The 932-nt window shown below is 57.4% G+C and carries 1 protein-coding gene; it reads left to right on the top strand.

Annotated elements, in window-relative coordinates; translation table 11 throughout:
* A partial coding sequence (gene guaB, locus KQI64_RS05320; protein WP_216523694.1) for an IMP dehydrogenase occupies window positions 1-932 on the top strand: 932 nt, incomplete at both ends.

Here is a 932-nt window from a genome sequence, read left to right as displayed (position 1 = left end):
ACCGTCAAGGACGCTGACGACCTCATGGGCAAGTACAAAATCTCAGGCGTGCCGATTTGCCGTGACGGAAAGCTCATCGGCATTATCACGAACCGCGATATGCGCTTTATGACGGCGGCGGATTTCGCTCAGCCGATTTCAAAGGTTATGACTCAGGAGAATCTTATCACCGCCCCCGTCGGTACGACGCTGCAGCAGGCTCAGAACATTCTCCGCGAGCACAAGATCGAAAAGCTCCCGATCGTCGGCAAGGACGGCAGCTTAAAGGGACTTATCACGATCAAGGATATCGAGAAGAGCGTGCAGTATCCGAACTCCGCGCGTGACGACAAGGGCAGACTTATCTGCGGCGCGGCGATTGGCGCGACAGCAGACGTGCTCGACAGAGTAGCCGCTCTCATCGAGGCGGGCGTAGACGTTGTAGTTCTCGACTCAGCTCACGGCCACAACTCAAATGTTGTAAACTCCGTTGCAAGAGTAAAGAAGGCTTATCCCGAGCTTCCTCTCATCGCGGGCAACATCGCTACCGCTGAGGCTGCAAAAGCTCTTATCTCAGCCGGCGCTGACGCGGTAAAGGTCGGTATCGGACCCGGCTCCATCTGTACAACAAGAATCGTCGCCGGTATCGGCGTACCCCAGGTCACAGCTATTTATGACGCTGCCTGCGAGGCTTCAAAGTACGGCATTCCCGTTATCGCAGACGGCGGCATCAAGTACAGCGGCGACATCGTCAAGGCTCTCGCCGCGGGCGGCAGCGTAGTCATGGTCGGCTCGCTCGTTGCAGGCTGTGAGGAAAGTCCCGGAGAAAACGAGATCTATCAGGGCAGACAGTTCAAGGTATACCGCGGAATGGGCAGTCTCGGCGCAATGGGCAAGGGCAGCGCTGACCGCTACTTCCAGGCGAGCAACCGCAAGTTCGTTCCCGAGGGCGT

The sequence above is a fragment of the Lachnoclostridium sp. MSJ-17 genome (assembly GCF_018918205.1).
Classification (GTDB): Bacteria; Bacillota; Clostridia; order Oscillospirales; family Acutalibacteraceae; genus Ruminococcoides.
Note: the sequence above shows the minus strand (reverse complement) of the source record. Positions and strands in the feature narration are given on the sequence as shown.